This window comes from Paraflavitalea devenefica (assembly GCF_011759375.1).
GTDB lineage: Bacteria > Bacteroidota > Bacteroidia > Chitinophagales > Chitinophagaceae > Paraflavitalea > Paraflavitalea devenefica.
Genome location: NZ_JAARML010000001.1, coordinates 2,043,606 through 2,059,799, shown reverse-complemented (window position 1 = coordinate 2,059,799; position 16,194 = coordinate 2,043,606). Strand labels below are relative to the sequence as shown.

16 protein-coding genes are annotated in these 16,194 nt (G+C 46.4%); 6 read left to right on the top strand and 10 right to left on the bottom strand.

The features are described 5' to 3' along the window. Positions 1 to 24: 24 nt before the first annotated feature. From HB364_RS08470 to dinB, 3 genes are all read right to left on the bottom strand, one after another. A complete protein-coding gene (locus HB364_RS08470) occupies positions 25 to 1,347 on the bottom strand; it encodes a metal-dependent hydrolase family protein (RefSeq protein WP_167287451.1) in 1,323 nt (440 codons plus the stop codon). Between the two features lie 106 nt (positions 1,348 to 1,453). Next, complete coding sequence (locus HB364_RS08465; RefSeq protein WP_167287450.1) at positions 1,454 to 2,095, bottom strand: peroxiredoxin; 642 nt, start codon at positions 2,093 to 2,095, stop codon at positions 1,454 to 1,456. Between the two features lie 201 nt (positions 2,096 to 2,296). After that, entirely contained in the window at positions 2,297 to 3,445 is a 1,149-nt protein-coding gene (dinB, locus tag HB364_RS08460) for a DNA polymerase IV (protein WP_167287449.1), read from the bottom strand. 35 nt (positions 3,446 to 3,480) lie between these two features. Between dinB and HB364_RS08455 the strand changes: the two genes are divergently transcribed. The 3 genes from HB364_RS08455 to HB364_RS08445 all read left to right on the top strand — a co-directional run bounded on the left by HB364_RS08455 (position 3,481) and on the right by HB364_RS08445 (position 5,594). Continuing rightward, positions 3,481 to 4,065: a Crp/Fnr family transcriptional regulator gene (locus HB364_RS08455; RefSeq protein ID WP_167287448.1), complete on the top strand. Its 585-nt coding sequence runs from the start codon at positions 3,481 to 3,483 to the stop codon at positions 4,063 to 4,065. 120 nt (positions 4,066 to 4,185) lie between these two features. Further along, positions 4,186 to 4,887, top strand: a complete 702-nt coding sequence (locus HB364_RS08450) for a hypothetical protein (protein ID WP_167287447.1) — start codon at positions 4,186 to 4,188, stop codon at positions 4,885 to 4,887. Between the two features lie 89 nt (positions 4,888 to 4,976). Next, entirely contained in the window at positions 4,977 to 5,594 is a 618-nt protein-coding gene (locus HB364_RS08445) for a DinB family protein (protein WP_167287446.1), read from the top strand. Between the two features lie 35 nt (positions 5,595 to 5,629). Here HB364_RS08445 and HB364_RS08440 read toward each other — a convergent pair whose 3' ends face one another. Beyond that, positions 5,630 to 6,973 (bottom strand): erythromycin esterase family protein, encoded by a 1,344-nt coding sequence (locus tag HB364_RS08440; RefSeq protein ID WP_167287445.1) that lies wholly within the window; start codon positions 6,971 to 6,973, stop codon positions 5,630 to 5,632. Positions 6,974 to 6,985: 12 nt separating this feature from the next. Beyond that, positions 6,986 to 9,166 carry an outer membrane beta-barrel family protein gene (locus tag HB364_RS08435; protein ID WP_167287444.1) on the bottom strand — a complete coding sequence of 727 codons (2,181 nt, stop codon included), beginning with the start codon at positions 9,164 to 9,166 and terminating at the stop codon, positions 6,986 to 6,988. 186 nt (positions 9,167 to 9,352) lie between these two features. Between HB364_RS08435 and HB364_RS08430 the strand changes: the two genes are divergently transcribed. After that, positions 9,353 to 10,474 carry a sensor histidine kinase gene (locus tag HB364_RS08430; RefSeq protein ID WP_167287443.1) on the top strand — a complete coding sequence of 374 codons (1,122 nt, stop codon included), beginning with the start codon at positions 9,353 to 9,355 and terminating at the stop codon, positions 10,472 to 10,474. A gap of 4 nt (positions 10,475 to 10,478) precedes the next feature. Beyond that, entirely contained in the window at positions 10,479 to 11,204 is a 726-nt protein-coding gene (locus tag HB364_RS08425) for a LytR/AlgR family response regulator transcription factor (protein WP_167287442.1), read from the top strand. 52 nt (positions 11,205 to 11,256) lie between these two features. Here the strand turns inward: HB364_RS08425 and rimM are convergent, their stop codons facing one another. The 4 genes from rimM to HB364_RS08405 form a co-directional block, all read right to left on the bottom strand. Further along, a complete protein-coding gene (rimM, locus tag HB364_RS08420; protein WP_167287441.1) occupies positions 11,257 to 11,772 on the bottom strand; it encodes a ribosome maturation factor RimM in 516 nt (171 codons plus the stop codon). Positions 11,773 to 11,844: 72 nt separating this feature from the next. Then, positions 11,845 to 12,219, bottom strand: coding sequence for a 30S ribosomal protein S16 (gene rpsP / locus HB364_RS33485; RefSeq protein ID WP_394353210.1), 375 nt, complete (start codon positions 12,217 to 12,219; stop codon positions 11,845 to 11,847). Positions 12,220 to 12,484: 265 nt separating this feature from the next. Continuing rightward, complete coding sequence (gene ffh, locus HB364_RS08410; protein ID WP_167287439.1) at positions 12,485 to 13,804, bottom strand: signal recognition particle protein; 1,320 nt, start codon at positions 13,802 to 13,804, stop codon at positions 12,485 to 12,487. A 164-nt stretch (positions 13,805 to 13,968) separates the two neighbouring features. Then, positions 13,969 to 14,844: a sigma-70 family RNA polymerase sigma factor gene (locus HB364_RS08405; RefSeq protein ID WP_208419876.1), complete on the bottom strand. Its 876-nt coding sequence runs from the start codon at positions 14,842 to 14,844 to the stop codon at positions 13,969 to 13,971. Between the two features lie 311 nt (positions 14,845 to 15,155). Between HB364_RS08405 and HB364_RS08400 the strand changes: the two genes are divergently transcribed. Beyond that, the gene (locus HB364_RS08400) at positions 15,156 to 15,536 is read left to right on the top strand and encodes an START-like domain-containing protein (protein ID WP_167287438.1); all 381 of its coding nucleotides are present in this window, start codon (positions 15,156 to 15,158) and stop codon (positions 15,534 to 15,536) included. Here HB364_RS08400 and HB364_RS08395 read toward each other — a convergent pair. After that, a complete protein-coding gene (locus HB364_RS08395) occupies positions 15,533 to 16,144 on the bottom strand; it encodes a hypothetical protein (protein ID WP_167287437.1) in 612 nt (203 codons plus the stop codon). The two genes, HB364_RS08400 and HB364_RS08395, sit on opposite strands and share 4 nt — an antisense overlap. Positions 16,145 to 16,194: the final 50 nt, after the last annotated feature.

The following is a 16,194-nucleotide window of genomic DNA, read 5'->3' as shown; positions in this document are numbered from 1 at the left end:
ATTATTATTGCTGTCTTCAATGAGTTATTCATTCTTATAGACGATTCCGTCCTTCATCACAAACCTCATCTTCCCCATGGCCTGGACGTCTTTGGTGGGATCGCCTTCTACGGCGACGATATCGGCCAGTTTACCTTTTTCTATACTGCCTATCGCATCACTCATGCCCAGCAGGTCGGCGGCCGCCACGGTAGCTGACTGAATGGCTTCCATGACCGGCATTCCGGCCTCGTACATGTACACAAATTCCAGCCAGTTCTTACCATGCATATATACCCCTGCATCGGTGCCAAAGGCAATCTTTACACCCGCCTTGTAAGCTTTGCCAAAGGTGGATTGTATTTTAGGCCCGATAGCCAGCGCCTTGGGCGTGACGAGATCGGGATAGTAGCCGGGCTTTTTGGCAGAGTCACCCACCGCTTTTCCGGCTGTAATGGTGGGCACGTAGTAAGTACCGTGCTGCTTCATGAGCTGCATGACCTCATCGTCCATATAGGTGCCATGCTCAATGCTGTTCACACCGGCTTTTACCGCCCGCTTCATGGCTTCTGCCCCATGACAATGCGCCGCCACCCGGAAACCATAGTCTTTGGCGGTGGAAACAATGGCTTTTATTTCTTCTTCCGTAAACTGCGGATTCTCCCCACTCTTTGCTACGCTCAGTACGCCACCGGAAGCAGTGATCTTAATAAGATCAGCACCATCTTTATATCGCTGACGCACAGCCTGCATACATTCTGCAGGGCCATTGGCTACGCCGGCAGCAGGGCCGGGATCACCCATGAGGTCTTTGCGGTAACCATTGGTAGGATCGGCATGGCCGCCTGTAGTAGCAATAGATTTGCCGGCAGTGAGGATGCGGGGACCTTTGATGTATTTTTTATTGATGGCATTGCGCAGGGAGATATTGACACCGGTACCACCCAGGTCGCGCACAGTCGTAAAACCAATATTGAGGGTACGCTCGGCAAACACTACTGACTGGTAGGCATAGTCGGCCTGGTTAAAGGTGAATTTCTGAATGTACTGGTTGGGATTGGTCTCATCTTCGAGGTGTACATGACAATCAATTAAACCAGGCATGACGGTCTTTTCTTTAAGGTCAATCACTTTGTCGGTACCGGCCGCTTTGGTATAGCCGGCCTGTACATCCGTAATTTTATTGCCTTCAATGATGATGGAGTATTGTGTAAGCACCTGTCCTTTGGACACATCTATGAGTTTACCACAGTGCAGGATGGTACGTTGTGCCAGGAGACTGAAGGGGATGCATAGGATCAGCAGGAATAGAAAAGGCTTTGACAATCCTTCGACGGAGCTCAGGATGACAGCTAAGGATTTTCTCATGTACAGTTTAATTTCCAGTAAGATATTCTGAAATGGGGGAAAAACAAAAAACCTTCCCGTAAAAACAGGAAGGTTGTATAACGATGTCAGTAATTACAACTAATGACTATTTGTCGAGGTTCGGTTGGGGTGTATAACGGAGGTAAGGTTTTATTACCTGTACACCTTTGGGGAACTTCTTGATCGCATCTTCGGTAGAAACGGCAGGTACCACGATCACATCTTCACCATGTTTCCAATCGGCAGGCGTAGCTACACTGTAACCGGAGGTCAATTGCAGAGACTCGATCACGCGCAATACTTCATGGAAGTTCCTTCCGGTAGAAGCAGGGTAAGTGAGCGTCAGCTTCACTTTCTTATCGGGTCCGATCACGAAGAGTGAACGAACAGTGAAAGTTTCCGAAGCGTTGGGGTGGATCATGTCGTACAGAGTAGCCACCTTGCGGTCGTCATCAGCAATGATGGGAAAACCAACAGTACAGTTTTGTGTTTCGTTTATATCCTTTACCCAGCCAAGGTGTTTGTCCAGCGGATCAACACTTACAGCCAGTACTTTTACATTGCGTTTTTCAAATTCGCCCTGCAGCAAAGCAGTTTTACCGAGTTCTGTAGTACAAACAGGGGTATAGTCGGCGGGGTGTGAAAACAGGATGCCCCAGCCATCGCCGAGGTACTCGTAGAAGTCGATATCGCCAGCAGTCGTTTTGGCCTGGAAATTCGGCGCGATGTCTCCTAATCTTAAGCTCATATACAAAGATATTTATGGTTTAAAAAAATCCGCAAACGGATTACGAAGATACAGATTCCCTACTTCACGAGTAGACTAAATTGTTAAATTTATCTTACGCGGGCATTTTCGACCTCGCCGGGAGAAGCTGGCCCGATTGCAACATTGCTGACGGAAGGGGCCGACCTGTAACAGTCCCCTATCTGAATGATATATAATACATTACTTACCAGTAGCCTTGGTAATAGCATATTTTCCGAAGCGGTTTTTCACGTCATCAATGGCTTTATAGAGGCCGTTCTTTTTTTCAGTGTCGGTAAAGAGATTGGTCTGGACGGCTTCATCGGTCAGCTCACTGAGCCTTACACCCATGAGGCGTATGGGCTGGCCTTTGCGCCAAAGCTTGTGAAACAGCTCTTTAGCTTTGGGGATAAGTTCATCATCGTAGAAGGTATAGGGAATGGTGGTTTGTTTGGAGGTGGTCTCAAAATCGGGGTAGCGTATTTTGACGGCTATACAGCCAGCAGTCTTGTTATCCTGCCGCAGTTCGTAAGCTACCCGCTCTGTCATGTGCACCAGCTCGGTCATTAACCGGTTGACGTCGGTCAAGTTCTCTTCAAAGGTATTTTCGGTGGAGATGGATTTGGATTCATAATACGGCGTCACTTCACCATGGTGGATGCCCTGTGACTTGTTCCAAAGCTCAAGACCATATTTGCCGAAGCGTTTCTCCAAAATATCGGGCGATTGCTCACTCAGATCTTTAATGGTATAAATACCAATGGCTTTAAGGGCATCATAGGTATGGGTACCCACGCCGGGAATTTTATTGACGGTCAACGGCGCCAGGAACTCTTTCTCCTTGCCAAAGGGAATGTGGAGGTAGCCATTGGGCTTGGCGGCATCGGTGGCAATTTTAGCGATCATTTTATTGGAAGCCAGCGCAAAGGAGATGGGCAATTGTGTTTTGTCAATGATCTCCTGCCGCAGATCAATGGTCCACTGGTAAGGCTGGAAGTATTTATCCATCCCGGTAAGGTCGAGGTAGAATTCATCAATGGAGGCCTTTTCAAATAAAGGGGCCTTATCTGCAATGATGTTGGTAACGATCCGGGAATATTTGCTGTAATCGCCCCGGCTGTTGTTGGTCACAATGGCATGCGGGCAAAGCCGCAGGGCCGTTTTCATGGGCATGGCAGAATGAATGCCATATTTGCGGGCTTCATAGCTACAGGCCGCCACTACTCCCCGCTCCCGTCCACCCACCAGCAAGGGTTTCCCCTTCAGGGAAGGATTATTGACGCATTCTACAGAAACGAAGAATGCATCAAGGTCGAAGTGCGCTATAATGCGTTGTGGTGTGAAGGACATGATGGACAAAGGTACCTTTTATTTATTTTTACTGCATGGAGCAGGAACTGGCTTTATTGCGCAAGCAGATCTTTGCATTGCATCCTTTATCGGAAGCAGAATGGACTGATTTTTCGGCCATCTGGCAGCCAGTGCAATATAAACGCAAAACCATTCTCACTACCGCCGGCGAAACCGAGCGTTACCTGTATTTTGTAACGGAAGGTGTGCAAAGGGCTTTTTATCTTGATGATAAGCATCCCGAGGCTACGGTTGTTTTCAGTTATGCACCCTCCTTTTCCGGTATTGTAGACTCGTTCCTTACCCAACAGCCTTCCCGCTATTTCCTGGAAACACTGACTGCCAGCAAGATGCTGCGCACCTCTTACCAGCAGGTGCAGCAACTGATGGACCAGTATCATAATATTGAACGGTGGGTACGGCTGTCTGTTTCCTGGGTGATGATGGGCTTGCTGGAAAGACAGATCGAATTACTGAGTTATAGTGCAGAAGAAAAGTTCAGGATCCTGCTGAAACGGAGCCCGCATGTATTGCAACTGATACCGCATAAGTACCTGGCTTCGTATATGGGAATTGACGCCAGCACGTTCAGCAAATTGATGGCGAGTGTGCGGATATAGGAACACAGCTTACACAGGATATATGCCTCTTCATATAGGCAAACAGGCAGTTCAGCCAATTTAGGGTTTTCCTTCAAGGCTTGTTTGGTAGCATTGGTTTACAAAATATACTTTAGCCCCATGAACCGTTTTATAGCCTTTTGCCTTGGCCTATTGGGATATTTTACTTCGATGGCCCAATCTTCCACGTATATCGGCGCGGAAGTAGCTTATTCAGCAGATATCTTTAAGATCAATGACCCGGGCGGCCGTCTCTCCGACGCGGATGTCAACAGTGCCTTGTGGGGCGCCACTATCCGCCATATGATGAACAAGCACCTGTTCCTGGAAACAGGCGTTTATGCAAGGGCCTATAAGACAGGCATTGCTTTTGACCATGAAGGCGGTAGTGGTGGTACGGACAGAACGGCGGTGCTGGTGCCACTGCGTGTTGGCGGACGTCTGCCACTTCTTAAAGGCGCTATCGCCCTGTGTCCGGTGACCGGCCTTTCACTGGCCATCGCCAATGAAAGCCCTGGTGGTATCCTGGACCCAACTTCCACCATGACCAGCAAGGGCCGGATTGACTATTTTTATACGAACCAGTATCCCGCCCAGGTATTTCCCCTGTTCCAACTGGGTGTGGGCATTGATATCCGCCTCGGGCAAAAGGCCTTGCTGGGTCTCAGTACCAATTATTATGCAGGTGTCAGAAAGACCCTGATACAACATGTGGAATATACCCCGGAGAATGGCGCTATGGTAAAAGCCACCCAGCATACAAGGGGAGGTTTTTATACAATTGGGATCGGGTTTAAGTATGCGGTGGATTGGTTTAGGTAACATTTCCACTTTTCAAAAATCATGGTGTGCGCCAAGATTTTTGAAATAGAAGGCCGGTAGCTTTGTGTTATCAAATGAATGATTGATTTATGAAAACGATGCAAAGCAGCCAGTTGCTGGATAAGCTGGAAACAGATACCAGGCAGATTATTCTCACATTACATTACCTGCTACAGGAAGATCCCGGCGTGTTGTTGCAGCAGCCTGCTCCCGGAAAATGGAGTGTGGCACAGGTAACAGAACACCTGAACTCATACGGACGTTATTACCTGCCGCTGATAAAGCAGGCGCTGGACAATAGTACTTATAAGGCCAATGCTTCTTTCACCCCGGGATGGCTGGGTAATTATTTTACCCAATCCATGCTGCCCAGGGAAGATGGCCGTATTACCCATAAGATGCAGGCGCCTAAAAATCATCGCCCCTCTCCGGATGTAGACAGCTTTGCGGTACTGAATGAGTTTATGGAACAGGAAAAATTATTACTGGCGTTACTGGACAAAGCACGCAATACCGACCTCAATAAGCTAAGTATCCCTATTTCCATTGCCCAATTCATTACCCTGAAACTGGGCGATACTTTCCGCTTCCTGATCGCACACCACCAACGGCATTTTGTACAGATCAATAATACACTGGCCATTGTAAAAAAGGAACATGGCTATACTTTCCCCAAGGCCAGCTTTAGTTTTGACGCAGGTTTTTAGTTGTTGCCAATCATCATAGCGCCACCGGTACAAAACTATTGCATGATATGGGTGGCCTGGGTAACCGGAATGAAAATGAAACCATCAAACAGTTTGTTGATCCTGCCTGCTACAAAGTCCTTTTTATCAGAACGTCCATAACCGGTAAAACGCAATGGTAAGGCCGGAAGAGGATATTGTTTATCACGGGTATCAATAAAGCATGCTTTATTATCCATGGATCTTAACAGCTCTTCCCAGGAGTTATTGATAGCATTGGTAAGGGAATCGCTTTTAAAGCGACTGGTATTGACGATAAAACGGTCGGTAGTGCTACTATAAGTTCCTCCCGCTGTGCCTGTTCCAATTACCCTATAATTGCCGGGAAAATATTCATTCAGGTACATACCGGTACCACCTCCATTGCTTTCATCGCCAAAGATCCGCTCTTTGGCCAGGTGTGCATTGTGGGCCCATACTACTGCTTTAGCACTATTTTGTTGTTCCGATATCCGCCGCACCATATTGGCCATGGCTTCATCGCGGGAGGCTTCTTTGCGTTCTTTTACCGGCCTGTAGATACTATAATAAGCCAGCTCACAGTTGTATAAAGTGGTATATACTGTTTGTATGGCCGTGCCGGTCAATTGCTGCTGCAGTTGGGGCTTCAGGCTATCAAGTGTTGCTTTTATACGCAGGGTCACTTCATACGCTTTGACGCCGTTGTCCAGGATATCTTTCCATTGATAAGAAGGTTTGGATGCATTCATATCCGCGTAGGCAGCATCCATAAAGTGCGCCCGCATCAGCAGGGTATCCACCATAGCGGCAAGAGCAGGATTATTCAACCTGCCGGTGATTGCCTGTATGATGCGCGCGTTGGTAGAAGTTTCTGAATAATCAATGCCTGCCAACTGAAGTTTGTTGCTATGCGTTTGGTTGTATTGCTGCATCCATTGCAACAATTCTTTTATTTCCGCATTCTGCCACATACCCAGCAGGTTTTGTTGCATGAGCGTATCCAGGTTGCCCACACCGGTTTGTATGTATTTATTAAGTTCTACACACCAGCCATAACTGTTTTCGAGGCACACGACTGTAAAACCTTTTTCCTCACAGAGATAGCGGGTAATCCAGGTACGCACTGTTTGAAATTCACTGGTGCCATGGGTACCTTCTCCCAATCCAACCACTTGCGAAGCAGCCATGTTATTGAGTATTGGTTTCATTTGCTGTTTAAATGCCTGGAAAGTACTGATATCTACAGACGATTGGTGTTGCTGTACCCATGTGCGGGCACTGTCTTTAGCAGCCTGTGTAATTTGCTGAGCTGTTGTGTTAAGAGTGGCGCCTGTGAGCATGACGCATAAGCTTACGATTGTAATGATGTTCTTAATCATGTTATTTATTTTTTATTGCATTCTGCGGCTTTCGTTTTCGATGCTGGTTTTGCGGTTGGCATTGGCTTTTACATTTTTGTTGCCAAAACGGTATGTGAAGGTCAGTTTTACAAAGCGGGTTTCGGGTTTGACATAGTTTGTTGACTGTATGCCAAAAGATGCCACCGTGAATGTAGAATTATAGGTATTGAACAGATCACTGACACTTAACGCAATGGTGCCCTTGTTTTCCAATACTGTTTTAGACATACCAAGGTTCATGTTGAAACGTGACTTATAACTTACTACACCCAGCGCCATCGGGGAGAAATAAACAGCCGATACCTGTACTTTATATCCTTTGGGTAAGAGGATGGTATTATCACTGCTGAGAATGGTAGTTACTTTAGCATTGTTGAGATCAGAACCGGCAGGCGCATTGAATTTTGCATAGGATACGGCAACTGTGTTATTGGTCATCCATTTGTTATTGAACAGGGATTTTGAATGTGAAACAGCGGCTTCCATATAATCGGCGCTGCTGAGGTTGTCCCAGGTATTGATCACAGCCGGGGAAGTACTGTCTTTACGGTAGATATTTGTGAGCACATCTTCAAATCGGGAATAGGTAAGCGTCGTAAACAATTCATTGTTGTACACATAAGACAGCTCAAAGTTGTGTTGGATACCGGGATTGAGGTAAGGATTACCCTGGTAGTAACTGTACTGGCTTTTGTATACGATAAAAGGATTTACAATGTCGTATTTATAGCGCTCTATGCTTTGGCGATAAGAGAAAGCAAACAGGTGGTCTTTAGCAGCATTGTATTGAATAGCCATATTGGGAAAGAAGTTGAGGTATTTGTTCTTGTTGGTTTGTTGTGAGGTCACTGATGTTCCTTCGGTATGTGTTTGCTCGGCCCTCACGCCCATCATGAGGCTTATTTTTTTGAACTCCTTGTTTACGTTCACATAAGCCGCATACACATTTTCCTTGTAGATGAAGTGATTGGTCTTACCGAAATCTTTTGCCCATGTTCCGTTCCGGCCCTGCTCCCACACGGCATCATTGTCGGTAGTGGCCTGTGATATTTTGGTCCCTACTTCCAGGCTACCCTTTTTTATTGGTTGCTTATAGTCAATGGAGAAGGATTTAATATCGTTGGTGGCTGGCGCATCGGCCCTTAACAGCTTCGCATCATATTCAGCGCCCCGGGGATCAAAATACCTGGTTGTGAAATGATCATTCCATTTTTTATTGTAGCTGAAGTAGTCGGCATTGAACCTTACTTCTTTCCCGGCAGTGTCCAGGATGGCTTTATAATACAGGTTTACAGAAGGAATGATGTAACGGGCTTTGCCATTGGCAACTACCATAGAGAGGGAATCATTGTCAACGTCGGTATAATCAGCCATAGAACGGGTGCCGGATGTTTTGTCAATGTTATTGATCAACCCTTTTATGAGGATACCGAATGAATTGCGTTTGTTAAGGTCATAATCCAGTCCGGCCTTTATGGAATGACTACTACGCTGATCTGTTCCATAGACATTATCGGCAATGTGCTTGCCGTTGTTTATAAAACGGTTGAAGCTGCTTTCATTGAATTGCTGGTTATTGAGGTAATCATAGCTGCCATAGACATTTACCTTCTTACTGCGGTAGTTGAGTGAAAGGCCGGTATTCCAGGAGCCATATTTTCCGGCACGGCCTCCGAGTGTAGCAGATCCATTGACGCCTAGTTTGGTGTTTTTGGCCATTATGATGTTGATGATGGAACCTCCCTGCGCATCGTACCTGGCGGAAGGATTGGGCATGAGCTCAATTCTTTCAATGCGGTTGGCAGGCATTGCATTGAGCATGTTTTTCAGGTCTTCCCCGCTCATATTGGTGTACCGGCCATCCATTAAAACGGTTACTGTTTTTCCTTTTAACTGGAGGTTATTCCCCTGTTCTACAATACCAGGCGCCCGCACCAGTACTTCCCAGGCATTTCCTCCTGCCGCGAGGGGGCTGCCGGCGACGGTTACAATGGTTTTGTCTACTTTCTGTTTGATGAAAGGTTTTGATGCGGTAATGGTTACTGCTTTCAGGCTATCGGTTTTTATCTTTACGCTATCGGTTACAGTGTCTTTAATAACCTGGGCATGCACCATGATTACAAGGGTGAAGCAAGTGATAAGGAGTGCGATCCTCCGGGCTGTCTGTTTCATATTGTTTGTATTTTTATAATTTTATGATGACACAAACCTACGGCGCATGGTAAGCGAAGTGAAGTGGCATTCTGCAAAGAGGCGGGGTTGTGCGACGTAAAAAAGAGGGCTTAATTTCGTCGAAGAAATGTATGATTACATCGAAATGGCGGCCAGGAACGCGCTATCTATTTTATTCTTGTACCTATGTTAAAGCGACTACAATTACAGAAAGGCCAGGTGCTACAATTCCCTTTCATTTATGAGCTATCAGTGTGGCTGATCTGCGTATGTATTTTTAAATACAGCTATTTACTGGATATGGCCAGGCTGCCTAATCCCCAATATGATAATTTCCCCCATCCCGAACTGATCCTGTTTGCCATAGGCCTCACTGTATATGTTATTCCCTTTTACCACTGGATAGTGCCCGGCCTGCTTCAGCAGAAAAGGAACGGGTGGCTGCCGGTGGCGATTATTTTGTATTTCGGCATTGTATGCAAGATCAGTAACTGGCTGGTATCGCTGGTATTTTACAAGCTGGTATCGCAACCTGAACTGAAAGCATTTTATGGAAGCTGTTTTGAGCTTGCTACACGGCTGCTACGAAGGCCATTTGGATGGGCCCCCAATACTTTATTTGCTGATATTATCGCCTTTTTGTCGGTAAGTTTTATCTGGTACGCCTATGAAAATGAACGCAAGAAACACCTGCTGGAAAAAGACAATCTTGTATTGCAACTGGAATCATTGAAGGCGCAATTGCACCCGCATTTCCTGTTCAATACCCTGAATAATATTTACGGGATGAGCCTTACCGGCAATAAGGAAACGCCTGCCTTTATTTTGCGCCTGTCGGATATGATGCGTTTTATTTTGTACGATTGCCAGCAAAACCAGGTAGCGCTGGAAAAGGATATTGCCTTCCTGGAAAATTACCTGGAGATGGAGAAGCGACGGTACCCGGCAGCGGATATTGAGTTTACAGTGCAGGGTGATGCCGGCAGTCAGCAAATAGCGCCCCTCCTGTTTATCCAGTTTCTGGAAAACAGTTTTAAGCATGGCGCTCACCGGTTGAATGATACCGGCTTTATACATGGTTCCTTAACGGTAGAAGCAGGCTCCCTGACGTTTGAGCTTCGCAACGATGTGTTTGCCCCATCCCCGGCCCCTCTCCTAAAGGGGAGGGGGGAAGAGCCGCGATATGGGGGTGTGGGCATTAGTAATGTACGGAAACGCCTGGCGCTTTATTACCCCGGAAAACATACGCTTGCGATCAACGCCGGTAATAATATATTTGAAGTGAAACTTACCCTATCATTACAATAGCGCTATGACCAATCATGAACATACAGGGCCTGTGATCCGGTGCCTGATTGCCGATGATGAGCTGATCGCCCACCAGATATTAGAACAGTATATTTTACAAACACCGGGTTTGCTGCTGGTAGCCAAGTGCCGGAATGCACTGGAGGCTTTTGCCAAACTGGAGCAGCATACGATTGACCTTATTTTCCTGGATATCGAGATGCCATTGGTGAACGGGATTACTTTCCTTAAAACACTGAGCAATCCGCCCCGGGTTATTTTCACCACCGCTTATGCCGATTATGCCCTGGAAGGGTATGACCTGAATGTAACAGATTACCTGCTGAAGCCTTTTTCTTATGAACGGTTTAGTAAGGCAATTGATAAGGTGCGGCAATTGATGCATACTTCCGGTAATGCGGAAACCGGTGACGAGCAGGATTATCTGTTGATCAAAGAGAAAGAAGGATTGATGAAGATCGCGCATGCTGATATTGTTTATGTGGAAGCATCGCGCGATTATATGAAGATTTTCACGGTGCAGGGGAGTCACCTGGTGCATCTTACGATGAAGAAGCTGGAAGAGCTGTTGCCCGCCAGCCAGTTTGTGCGTACGCATAAATCATTTATCGTGGCCCTGCGGCAGATCAAGAGCCTGAAGCCCGATAATGTGGTGCTGGCCAATAAGGTGAACGTGCCGGTGAGTGCAGGATATAGCGAGCAGGTGATGGAAAGGTTTAAGAGATCATGAGGAACGGGCACAAGTACCCTGCCCGCTTAGCCAGGCGGCATACTTGCGCCAGTTACCGGAAGATGTCGAGGAGGCCGTCGGGGAGCTCCACTTGTATTTGTTTTTTCTTTTTGTCTATTTTCTGTAAAGTATCCTGGTGGATGGGGATGAGGGCTTCTTTGCCATCGAGGTCTATGCGGCAAAGCACCTGGTGGGGCTGTTCTATAACTTCGAGTATTTCACCAATGTCATTTCCGTTGTCTATGATGTGAAAGCCCAGCAGGGAGATGGGGGCCGATTTCCCGGCATGCTGGTGAAAAGCTTCTTCTTCGAGCCATACCTGCTTTTGTACGAGTTTCTGCGCCGCTTCTTTGCTATGGACGTTCTCGAGCTTGATATAGATCTCCTGGTCGCTTTTTACGCGGGCTGCCTCTATGAAGTAAGGCAGCATCTCTTCCTTTTTATCTTCCAGGAAAAGGGTTTCCAGGCCTTTAAGGGCTGTTTTTTTACCGAGCTCATGGCGCAATACCAATTCGCCTCCTACGCCAAAGGTGGCTACCAGTTTTCCGATGCTGATGTAGTTGGTCATAGTTATAAAAAATCCCGACGACAAAGATAGTCATCGGGATTTTAATGAGTTTGGCTTTAGCTATACTGCTGCTTAGGAGGCTTCTCCCTCGCTTCTCCTTCTGATAGGAGCGCCAACACCACCACGGCGAACTCTTCTGTCTTTGGCGTTTGCTTCCTGGCGTTTCTTAACATGTACCTCATGTTCTGAGTGCCATGTCTGGAATTTCACCATTGCAGCAGCCTCGTCGAACAGACCAAGTTTAACACCGCGTAAGAGGTGTTTCAGATACAGTACTCCCTTAAACGACAAAATTCTGCGTACGGTGTCCGTAGGTTGAGCGCCTTTGTGCAGCCAATCGAGGGCTTTCTGGCGGTCAAGCTGAATAGTAGCCGGAACCGTAAGCGGATTGTACGTACCTAATTTCTGGATGAATTTTCCATCTCTGGGGGAGCGGGCGTCTGCCACTACGATGAAATAAAATGGTCTTTTCTTAGACCCGTGACGTTGCAGTCTGATTTTAACTGGCATTTTAAATAGACATTTAAATGCGTGAACAAATAGGGTTACTTTCTACTTTTTCAAGGATTGCAAAGGTAGCAATCCGGTTGATTTTTCCAAATATAATAATTCGTTTGAAATAGCGGCCCACTTCTGAAAAAATTATGATTAAAAAAATATTAAGCCGGAATCATTAATAATTTTCGAAAGTTGACCATCAATTCTGCGGCCATTACCTCCTCCCCATCCCCATACGTCCCATGGGCATTTTGTTCATCATTTTCATCATTTCCTTCATCTGCTCGAACTGCTTGATAAAGGCATTTAATTCGGCCAGGTCTTTCCCCGCGCCTTTGGCAATCCGTTGTTTACGACGGGCATCTATAATATCGGGGTTGTTGCGTTCCTGGGGGGTCATGGAGTTGATCAGGGCTTCGATGCCTTTGAAGGAATCGTCACTTATATCAATGTCTTTCACCGCTTTACCAACGCCGGGAATCATTCCTAGCAGATCTTTGATGTTGCCCATTTTCTTGATCTGCTCCAATTGTTGCTTAAAGTCCTCAAAATCAAACTGGTTCTTCCGGATCTTCTTCTCAAGCTTTTTGGCCTGGGCCTCATCGAACTGGGCCTGGGCTTTTTCCACGAGGGTGGTGATATCACCCATGCCGAGGATACGCTGGGCCATCCGCTCGGGATAGAAAACATCGAGGGTATCCATTTTCTCGCCACTGCTTACAAACTTAATGGGCTTGTTGACAGTGTATTTGATAGACAGGGCTGCACCACCACGGGTATCGCCATCGAGCTTGGTAAGCACGACGCCGGAGAAGTCGAGGCGGTCATTGAAAGCCTTGGCGGTATTGACAGCATCCTGGCCGGTCATGGAATCTACCACGAATAGTATTTCGTTGGGAGAGACAGCGGATTTGATGTTGGCCACTTCGGTCATCATGACCTCGTCTACTGCCAAACGGCCGGCAGTATCGATAATCAGCACGTTCTTGTTCTTACTTTTGGCCTCTTTGATGGCATTGGTGGCGATGGCTACGGCATCTTTGTTTTCCGGCTCACTGTACACGTCTATGCCGATCTGGCCCCCCAATACTTTCAACTGGTCTATGGCCGCCGGGCGGTAGATATCGGCCGCCACGAGCATGGGAGACAGTCCCTTTTTGGTTTTGAGGTAGTTGGCCAGCTTGCCGCTGAAAGTGGTTTTACCGGAACCCTGAAGGCCGGCAATGAGGATGATGGCAGGGCTACCTTTTGTGTTAAAAGCACTTTCTGTGCCTCCCATAAGCTCTACCAGCTCATCCTTCACGATCTTGACCATGAGCTGGCCGGGACTTACGGCGGTCAGCACTTTCTGCCCCAGGGCTGTATCCCTGACCTTATCGGTAAATTCTTTGGCGATTTTATAGTTTACGTCGGCATCTACCAGGGCGCGGCGGATGTCTTTGACAGTGGCAGCAATATTGAGCTCGGTGATCCTTCCTTCCCCTTTTATCTGCTTAAAGGCGGATTCCAATTTCTCCGATAAAGACTCGAACATATTACACAGTGTTTAAAATTAACAGTTTAACGGCAACCAGGTAATGCCATAAAGTTCAAAGGTGAATGTAATGATACATTCACCTTTGAACGGACTGCAAATTTACAGTAAGATTAGCTTATAAAGTGTAAAGTTTTCTTTGGGTGTACTTAACATTTTTAAGGTTAAACGCCTAAATATCCCCGCAATTCCCTGGAACGGGAGTTGGTGCGCAATTTGGTGATGGCTTTGTCCTTGATCTGGCGAACACGCTCGCGGGTGAGGTTGAATTTCTCCCCAATGTCTTCCAGGCTCATGGGATGGTCCACGCCAATACCAAAGAAGTAACAGATGACCTCTTTTTGCCTTTCGGTGAGCATTCTCATAGACCGCTCGATCTCTTGTTTGAGCGATTCATTGTGCTCAATGTTGAGGTTGGCGCGTTCGGCATTGGGATTTTCCAGCACATCTACGAGGGTATTGTCTTCCCCTTCAGACAGCGGTGTATCCATGCTTACGTGGCGCGCTGCAATACCCAGTGTGGCGGAGACTTCCTCTGTTTCCAGTTCGAGCAGTTCGGCCAGCTCTTCAGGTGAGGGTTCCCGTTCATACTCCTGTTCCAGTTGGGAGAATGCCTTCTGGATCTTGTTGGTAAGCCCTACTTTGTTGAGCGGGAGGCGCACAATGCGTGACTGCTCGGCCAGGGCCTGCAGGATGCTTTGACGGATCCACCATACAGCGTAGGAAATGAATTTAAAGCCGCGGGTTTCATCAAAGCGCTGTGCAGCCTTGATCAAGCCCAGGTTGCCCTCGTTAATGAGATCTGGCAGGGAGAGTCCCTGATTTTGGTACTGCTTGGCTACGGAAACGACGAAACGCAGATTTGCCTTTGTGAGTTTGTCGAGTGCCAACTGATCACCTTGTTTGATTCTACGGGCTAACCGCACTTCCTCTTCGGGGCTGATCAATTCTACTTTACCGATTTCCTGCAGGTACTTTTCAAGGCTCTGAGATTCACGATTCGTGATAGATTTCGTGATCTTGAGTTGACGCATACTCATAGGTAGGTCATTTAAAGGGTTTTTAAGGTTTAAAGGCTACAGTTCAGACATAAGAAAAACGCTTTTGCAGGTTTTTTCTTATATCCGGACGACCAACAATAAAAGTTCACATTCAGCAATTTAACGATTCTAGTCTCCTAATCCAAATAATTTTAACTATAAATTGTTGGTTGTCAGTAGTTTTAAAGTTTTTCGGGTTGTATATGACTTTCCCTACCTTTAACGGGAGTTGCAACAAAAAAATTTTGGGGGTTGCATTATTTTTCTATTATTGCGCATTGGTATTATAAAAAGATCAATACAAGGAGTAGATGAGTAAGAAACAACAATTTACGTTAGAGTATCCGTTAAGATGTTCTCCTTCCATTTTATATGAATTCCTTAGTACGGCCGCTGGTTTGCAGGAATGGTTTGCTGATAAAGTGGATGAGCGGGATAATGTTTTCAGTTTCTCCTGGAATGGGACTACTGATAAAGCTGAAGTGACTGAAAGTGAGCAGGAAAAATTCATACGATTTCATTGGCTACACGCACCATCCGATGAATATTTTGAGTTTCGCATTGAGAAATCCGAAGTTACTAACCAGACTATTTTGGTGATCCGGGATTTTGCAGAGAAGGGAGAGGTAAAAGATCAGAGCCAGTTGTGGGCTTACCAGGTAAAAGATCTGTTTCACCGCCTGGGCAATTAATGGCCCAGGGCCTGTAATAATACCTGGCAGAGGTACACCAATTTCCCGTTGGCCTGCTCCCACTGCGCAAGGGGAATTTTAGCGGAGAACTTACAAAAATCATTACGCGATAGAATTTTTTCTATTGAGGCTTCTTCTAATTGTTGCAGCGGACTATAGTTGTCTTCCATGAAATGATGCTGCCATTCATCGCCAGCTACACAGATATAAAAATCATGTTGTTTGAGCAGTGCTATGTTTTGTAAGAGTGCGGCCTGGTATTGCTGCTTGTAAGCTCCTTTCAGATGGAGCGTAATGCTGAAAAAATGCCCCCACCAGAAGAAGGTACGGATGGCAAAGATTTCTTCTTTATTAAATACACGCGGAAAATCGAGGATAACCCAGGGTAATCCTTCATATTTTTCTCCTTTGGATATTTTAGGAGATGACAGGAGGATGGTTTCGGGTAAGGGTACCGGCAGGCTGTGAAGGGTATTTTTTATAACCGGCGCCAGTTGACCAAAAAGCAGCACTACTTTTTCAATGATATTATTCTTTGTTAAAAGCCAATGAGCATTTTGCACGAGGGTTGATTCCTCTGCTGAAAGCTGTATTTTTGCGGCATCCATAGGATAAAGGTAATAGTTTCGGGTTTCGAGTTTGGGGTTTCGGGTTCTTT